Source organism: Candidatus Halocynthiibacter alkanivorans (assembly GCF_003333265.1).
Taxonomy (GTDB): domain Bacteria; phylum Pseudomonadota; class Alphaproteobacteria; order Rhodobacterales; family Rhodobacteraceae; genus Halocyntiibacter_A; species Halocyntiibacter_A alkanivorans.
Genome location: NZ_QOLB01000099.1, coordinates 1 through 7,559, shown reverse-complemented (window position 1 = coordinate 7,559; position 7,559 = coordinate 1). Strand labels below are relative to the sequence as shown.

Genomic DNA, 7,559 nt, shown 5'->3' with positions numbered 1-7,559 from the left:
TGCCGGCGACGATATTTACGGGGATCGCTTGCACAGTGCTGTCAGACATCACCAGGCGGAAGGCTTTGGCCACCCGCTCAGGTGTCGCGCCGCCGCCGATATCAAGAAAGTTGGCAGGTTCGCCTCCCGCCAGCTTGATGGTATCCATCGTCGCCATCGCCAGGCCGGCACCGTTGACGATACAGCCGATATTGCCCTCAAGGCCGACATAAGACAGGCCGCGGTCAGCAGCGCGGCTTTCACGCGGGTCTTCCTGTGACTTGTCGCGCAACTCGGCAATCTGCGGGTGGCGGAACATGGCGTTGTCGTCAAAGGTCATCTTGGCGTCCAGCGCCAGGATGCGGCTGTCCCCGGTCACCACCAGCGGGTTAATTTCCACCATGGTGGCGTCCAGCTCTGAGAACGCCTGGTAACAGCCCTTGAGCGTGCGCACCATCTGCTGGGTCAGCGCCGGGTCAATGCCCAGTTTAAAGGCAATCTCGCGGGCCTGGAAATCTCGCAGCCCCACCGACGGTTCCACGATTGAGCGTACGATGGAATCCGGGCGATCGGCGGAAATCTCTTCGATCTCCATACCGCCCTCAGAGCTGGCCACAATCATCACCCGCTGAGAAGAACGGTCCAGCACCAGACCGAGGTAAATCTCGCGGTCAATCGGCACCGCCGCTTCGACATAGACACGATAGATGCCTTTGCCCTCGGGGCCGGTCTGATGGGTGACCAGCTTCTGGCCAAACATACCCTCAGTGGCGGCTTGAATCTCGGCGTCCGTCTCACAAAGCTTCACCCCGCCGGCTTTGCCGCGACCGCCGGCGTGCACCTGTGCTTTGACCACCCATTTATCGCCGCCCAGCTCGCGGGCACGATAGGTCGCCTGCTCCGGACTATAAGCCAGCGCCCCGGGTGGCACTGCGACTCCAAAGTTGCTCAGAACCTCTTTGGCCTGATATTCGTGAATATCCATGTCTTACCTCCCCTTTATCGCTGTTATTGCGCCGCAATTGCGACTTTGTAATGCTGGTCAAGCTGCGCCCGCACTGCCGTCAGACCGACCTCGGCACCCATCTCGTTCATCGCCGCAGCAAAAAGCAGCACGATATCAGTGATGGCGGCCTGGCTGAGCTGGTTCAGGATGCCGATGCGGATCTGAACCGGCTCCGACAGGGTCGGCCAGATGCCAAACCCCCTGGCGCGACAGGCCTGCACCAGCTCTTTTTCACGTCCAGAAAGCGCCCCCGGCAAGTTCAGAACCACCAGGCTGGTCATGTCGGACGTCACCTGACAGCCCATCGCGCTGACCGCGTCGCGCAGTGCCTTTTCATGGAAGACATAATCCCGGGCACGTTGCGCCAGCGTGTGCTGAAGCGTCAAACGCAGTGCCTCGTGGAATGCCGCCACCGCATAACCGGAATGGGTGCGGTGATAGCTGCCCGCTGCTACGTCCTGGCCTTCAATAATGCCCCAGTGCCGCGCCTCTAGCAGGGGGTGGTGCACATAGGTGTGACAGCCGGTGGCCCGCAGCGTATCGATATAGCGGGTACTGAAACTGACCGGCGCATAGGTCAGTGGCAGGCACAGCACGCCTTTCTGCGGGCAGGACGCCCAGCCGGCCACACCGGGGTAATCATCGATTGAGAAGTCCTCGATCCCGAGCGAAGACACCGCGTCCACCAGCCCCATCACACCGTGCTCCTCGCAGGCATCGGAAAAACCCTTGATGTCATTGATACGACCGGATCCGGTTTCCCAATGGGCCATAAACGCCCATTTCGGACGGTGTTCCGCCAGCGCTGCCGCCACGGTCCCGCCCTGCACCGACTGGCCGTGCGGCACGTTGACGACGGTCACACTTGCGCTCGCGGGGTCCATCGGATTTGCCGCCAGTTCCGCCCGCGTCGCCGCTTTCATCCGGATCGTCAGCGCATCAATGCCGCTGAACGTGCCGTTGACAAAGACCACCACACTGTCGCCCGGCAGGATGGCGCTTAGCATACAGTCCAGGCCGCTGAAACCGGTGCCACCAACGCCAAACGTATAGGTGTTGCTGGTGCCCCAAAGTTGCCGCAGCATCTGTTTGCACTCGATCATGCCGCGCAGAACATCTGCCTGCATGTGATCGGCCAGGCCGCTGTTGGCAAAGCGCTGCAGCACCCGCGGGTCGGTATTTCCGGGCCCGGGGCCGGCAGCGAGGGTTTCGGGGATCTCAAGAGGTGGGAAAATAGCGTGAGCGTTCATGGCGGCGGACCTTACTGGAATTGGACGTTGTGGATGTTCAGGGTGGGATTTGTGGCGGCGGCGTTGGCAAGGCCGTGCACAGGTGCTGCCAGCGGCAGGCCAGAGCCACAGTTTCCCGCAGCGGCAACGCCCATGGTCTGGCACGGGCAATTCCCCGTGATTGCCGCAAGGCTCAGAATCTGACGGTTCGCTCCGGGCATTGGCTTTCCTCAGCTTCAACTTCAATTGGCCTGAGGAAAGCCTGGCTCGACAAAAGCCACAACGTAACTATATCCTGCTTTTGGGTATCTGTTTGGGTGGGGAAATACCTGCCCAAAACTACGAAAATAACACTGTATACCGAAACAGGCCCCACCCAAATGGGTAGGTTATTGAGAGAAAGCCAGACAATGCAGCCAGTTACCAGCAAACCAGCTCCGATCTCGATCATGCTCGCCGACAGCAATCCGTTGGTTTTGACTGCGATGTCGGAAATTTTTGACCGCGACCCCCGATTCTCGCTGGTGGCCACCTCGGCCACCGCCGAAGGATTTCTGGGCACGGTGATGCGGGTGCCGGTTCAGGTCGGGGTGATTGGCTGGGATCTGCCGGTGCTGGGCGGTGCCCGGCTGATCGAAGTGCTGCGCGAACAGGCCAGCGCGCCGCGCCTCGTGGTCTATGCCGACGAGACCGCCGACGTGCCGCGCCTGGCAATGGCGGCGGGTGCTGCCGGGTTTTCGCCGCGCTCCGGGGCTGTCGAAAATCTGCTCGAGACCTGCACCAGCGTCGCGGCGGGCAAAATGGTGTTCCCGTTTCTGGACATCCGCGAGCTGCAGCAGGACCCGATCCGGCAGCTGTCAAAACGCGAGCGCAGCATCCTCGATGCGCTTAGCAAAGGGCTGACCAACCGGGAGCTGTCCAAAGAGCTCGGCATCAGCACCAATACGGTGAAATTTCACCTCTCAAATCTCTACGACAAATTGTCAGTAAGGAACCGCGCCCAGGCCATCGCATTTTATTATTCAAACAGGCTGGGCGCGGTTCCGGGCGGGCCCGGTGACAGCGCATAAACCGGCGCCCCTCACGTGTGCGCGCGCCTAGGTTTAATGAATAAATTTTTCTTGACAGGAAACAAAATCCGTCCAATGCCTGAAAGCAGTCGACAATCTGAACTGCAAAGGAATACCGGATTATGAGTTTTTTTACCGTTGAACAGGCCGCCGGCCGTCTGAACCGCAGCGAACTGGCCATTCCCGGAAGCCAGCCGCAAATGTTTGAAAAGGCTGCAAAAACTGACGTCGACGTGATCTTTCTGGATCTCGAAGACGCGGTTGCGCCGGATGACAAAGACCAGGCGCGCAAAAATATTATCGAAGCGCTGAACGACATCGACTGGGGCGATAAATCGATGTCGGTGCGAATCAACGGGCTCGATACGCACTACATGTACCGCGATGTGGTCGACGTGGTTGAACAGGCCGGTGAACGGCTCGATCTGATCATGATTCCCAAGGTCGGCACCGCCTCAGATGTCTATGCTGTCGACATGCTGGTGACCCAAATTGAGGACGCCAAAGGCTATAAAAAACGCATCGGTTTTGAGCACATAATTGAGACCGCCCTGGGCATGCAAAACGTCACTGAAATTGCCGCCGCATCCAAGCGAAATGAGAGCCTGCATTTCGGCGTTGCCGACTATGCCGCCAGCACCCGTGCCCGCACCACAATCATCGGCGGGGTGAACCCGGATTACGCGGTGCTGACCGACCCGGATGAGGCCCAGAAACGCCAGGTGCACTGGGGCGACATGTGGCATTACGCGCTGGCGCGTATGGTGGTGGCCGCGCGTGCCAACGGGCTGCGGCCGATCGACGGTCCGTTCGGTGATTTTTCCGATACTGAGGGTTATCTGGCCGCCGCCAAACGCGCCGCCGTGCTGGGCTGTGAAGGCAAATGGGCGATCCATCCCAGCCAGGTGCCGCTGGCCAATCAGGTGATGAGCCCGTCTTATGAGGAGGTCACCAAAGCGCAGCGCATTCTGGCGGCGATGACGGAAGCCGCCGCCGCCGGCAAAGGGGCTGTCTCACTGGATGGCCGCCTGATCGACTACGCCTCCATCCGCCAGGCTGAGGTGCTGGTGGAAAAAGCAGCGCAGATCGCCCGCGGATAGTGCTCAGGGGCGGATGCAACCCTGCTGAAAATACCGCCGTCGCCCCCGATTTTGGGGCGGCGGCACCCCTGCCCCGCTTGCGATATTTGCGGCCCGGTTCAAGATCTGACCGCAAGGGAACGCCCTAAACACGGCGAATACTCGTTCCAGAACAAACACTTGTCGAAGATGTCACGGCCGCCGGTGCCTCACCCCAGTCGCCCAGATCATTTATCAGCATCATCGCCACCCGCCGCAGAGTCATGCGCAACCGCTCCACCGCCGGCCCCTCAAGACCCAGGTCGCCAAGCGCCTGGTCCATGCAGAGCAACCAGTTTTCGGCGTCCTCAGCGCTGACCGGTACATGGGCATGCATCAGCTTCACATCCATATGGCCGTGTTTTTCATCATAATAGCGCCGCCCGCCCATGAAGCCGGACAGAAAGTTGAACTGCTCGGCCCGCGCATGCGCCATGCCATGGCCGCGCTTGTGCAACTGCACAATCCGCGCGCCGCGCGGGTGCTGTTCAATGATGTCATAAAACCGTTCCACCAGCGCCCGCAGCACCCGCTCGCCGCCGATCTGGTCTATCAGAGGTTCCACCATATCTTGCCCCTTCAGGACTGCGGCCGGGTCTTTTTCGGGTCATAATGGGCAAAAGGCACCACCGTTGCCGGCAAACGTTTCTGCAACCCGTCCAACTTGCCGATCTCCACCCGGGTGTCGAGCGCCGCATGGCTCACATCCAGCCGTGCCAGCGCAATGTTTTTGCCCAGCAGCGGTGAGCGCATCGATGAGGTAACCTCCCCGATACGGGCGCGCCCGATATGCACCGCATCCCCGTGGGCCACATCCACCGCGCCGTCAATTTCCAGCCCCACCAGCTTACGCGCCGGGGTTTCTTTGCGCCGGATCAGCGCTTCGCGGCCAATGAAATCATCGGGTTTGGATTTCAGCGGCACAGTGAAACCAATGCCCGCCTCAAACGGATCGGTCTCGTCTGAGAAATCATACCCGGCGAAAATCAGCCCGGCCTCAATGCGCACCATATCCAGCGCTTCAAGCCCCATCGGACGGATGTCATGGGCCTGGCCTTCCTGCCAGATTGCGTCAAACACCGCGCCGGCATGTTTGGGGTGACAGAACACCTCATAGCCCAGCTCGCCGGTATAACCGGTGCGCGATACCACCACCGGCACGCCTTGCTCATTGCCAATGCGCGCCGGTGTGAAGCGGAACCAGCCCAGCTCGTCGAGCTTTGGATTGTGCGGCGCGGTCCAGATAATTTCCTTCAGAAGATCGCGACTGTTGGGCCCTTGCACCGCCACATTGTGCTGCATGTCGGTCGAGGCGCGTACCAGCACGTTCAGCCCCAGTTCGGCTGCCTTTTCCCGGATCCATTCGCCGCTATAATCCGAGCCGCCGATCCAGCGGAAATTGTCCCGCGCCAGCCGGAACAGAGTGCCGTCATCAATCATGCCGCCGTGGGGATAACACATGGCGCTGTAGACCACCTGCCCGACCGCCAGCTTCTTAATATTGCGGGTAAAGACATACTGGCACAGCGCCTCGCTGTCTGGCCCGGTGATCTCAAATTTGCGCAGCGGCGACAGGTCCAGCACAACGCATTTTTCCCGGCACGCCCAGTATTCTTCCAGCGGACCCGCGGCGGCAAAACAATTGGCCAGCCAATAGCCCTCATACTCGATGAAATTGCGGGTGTATCTGGCAAAACTGTCGTGGAAACCTGTGGCTTTGGTCATTTTCGGCTCCGAGTCCGGTGTGGCGCGAATGGCCACGGATCGCTGGAATGTTTGTGCGCCGCTATAGGTGCGCACATGAATATCAGTCGGGTTCCAGCCATTGGCCGGGGTGGTATCGTCAGGGCAGGCAGAGCTGACACAGATCAGATCGGTCAGCGCCCGCAGCAGCACATAATCCCCCGGGCGCGACCAGGGTTCATCCGCATACATCACCCCATGCGCATCAATACCGGTGTTGAAAAAGAAATTGATCGCCATCCAGCCGGCGCGGGCGCTGACTCCATGCCCGGCCAGCGCGCCGTTGAAATTATCGGAACAGTTTGCATGGCCCGGATAGCCGATGTCGTCGTAATACTTCGCAGCACAGGCAAGTGCAAAAGCATCGTGACGCCCGCAGGTGTCCTGGATGACCTCGACCAGCGGCAGCATGTCCTGATCATAATATTTCCCGTGCAGCCCCGGCATCGGATAGGCGTGCCCTTGCAAAGTGCGGGTGGTGGTCACATCCAGCGCGTGCTCAATGCCTTTGTCGAGCTTGCGGGCAGCAAAACACTGAAAGTCGGTACATTGGCGCCCGTCCACATCCTGAATCTGGATATAGTCGCCGGCTTTGACAAAGTAGCTCTCGGCGGTTGCGGTTTTCACCCGCAGATCAAGCACCGGATCGGCCAGCGGATCGGGCAGCGCAAAGCTGTAGCTATCAGAATGATGGGCGCGTTTGACCAGTGCGGTGATCGGCGTTGCGGTGTTGTGCGCGTCAATCTGCATCAGTGGCGCAGGCGTGGCAATGATGACAAAGCCATCCAGATGCACGGTCATTTCCACTGTGTCACCCGGCGGGCTGCCATTTCCAAACAGCCGTTGCGCCCGACAGTCTTCAAGGCGGATGTCACGACGGCGCAGCGTTTGGGCAAAGCGGCCAAGGCTGTTATCAAACGGCGCGTTCAGAAGCTCCATCAATCCTTGCGGCGCGCCGTAGGGCATTTGATCAAAAATACCAGGGCAGGGTTTGCCGGCTGTGGTCAGGCCCACCAATTCAACGGTTTGCATGCCTTCGCAGTTTCGAAGACCAAGTTGATCGCCCTCGCGTACGGAAATCATGATCGCACCGCGTCCGGGAATTTCATAGCGTTCGCGGTTGCGCGCCATGGCGGTTCGTCCTGCATTGATGATGCGACTGGGGCGCGCGGCGCGGACTGAATGAGGATAGGTTTCCGGCGGACGGGTGAGATCGATCATTATGGCCTCGTACGGTGAATGATCTGAAAGCGACGGGAAGTCAGATGGCCCGAAGAACCGGACCGGGAGTTGGCCTGTTTCCCCTGTTGGCATGCCGATCAGGCGTGCCTGAATTCTTCTTGGATATTTCGTCTTTTGCAGAAAGGCAGAGAGGCCAGTTTTGATACTGGCCTCTCGCTGTGCCGGTTGAGCG

Annotated in this window: 6 protein-coding genes; 2 read left to right on the top strand and 4 right to left on the bottom strand. The window is 59.8% G+C overall.

The features are described 5' to 3' along the window. Together sucC and DWA01_RS12255 are read right to left on the bottom strand one after the other, a co-directional pair. On the bottom strand, positions 1-964 hold a 964-nt coding region (gene sucC / locus DWA01_RS12260; protein WP_114286130.1), incomplete at its 3' end, for an ADP-forming succinate--CoA ligase subunit beta. 23 nt (positions 965-987) lie between these two features. After that, on the bottom strand, positions 988-2,235 hold the full coding sequence (locus tag DWA01_RS12255) for a pyridoxal-phosphate-dependent aminotransferase family protein (protein ID WP_114286129.1): 1,248 nt from the start codon (positions 2,233-2,235) through the stop codon (positions 988-990). A 389-nt stretch (positions 2,236-2,624) separates the two neighbouring features. Here DWA01_RS12255 and DWA01_RS12245 point away from each other — a divergent pair, with 389 nt between their 5' ends. Next, on the top strand, positions 2,625-3,284 hold the full coding sequence (locus tag DWA01_RS12245) for a response regulator transcription factor (protein ID WP_419187000.1): 660 nt from the start codon (positions 2,625-2,627) through the stop codon (positions 3,282-3,284). A 122-nt stretch (positions 3,285-3,406) separates the two neighbouring features. Beyond that, positions 3,407-4,384: an HpcH/HpaI aldolase/citrate lyase family protein gene (locus tag DWA01_RS12240; RefSeq protein ID WP_114286126.1), complete on the top strand. Its 978-nt coding sequence runs from the start codon at positions 3,407-3,409 to the stop codon at positions 4,382-4,384. Positions 4,385-4,508: 124 nt separating this feature from the next. On the opposite strand, the gene DWA01_RS12235 is transcribed toward DWA01_RS12240, so the two are convergent. Both DWA01_RS12235 and DWA01_RS12230 read right to left on the bottom strand, forming a co-directional pair. Next, positions 4,509-4,970, bottom strand: coding sequence for a group II truncated hemoglobin (locus DWA01_RS12235; protein WP_114286125.1), 462 nt, complete (start codon positions 4,968-4,970; stop codon positions 4,509-4,511). 11 nt (positions 4,971-4,981) lie between these two features. Next, on the bottom strand, positions 4,982-7,366 hold the full coding sequence (locus tag DWA01_RS12230; protein WP_114286124.1) for a trimethylamine N-oxide demethylase: 2,385 nt from the start codon (positions 7,364-7,366) through the stop codon (positions 4,982-4,984). Between the last annotated feature and the right edge of the window lie 193 nt (positions 7,367-7,559).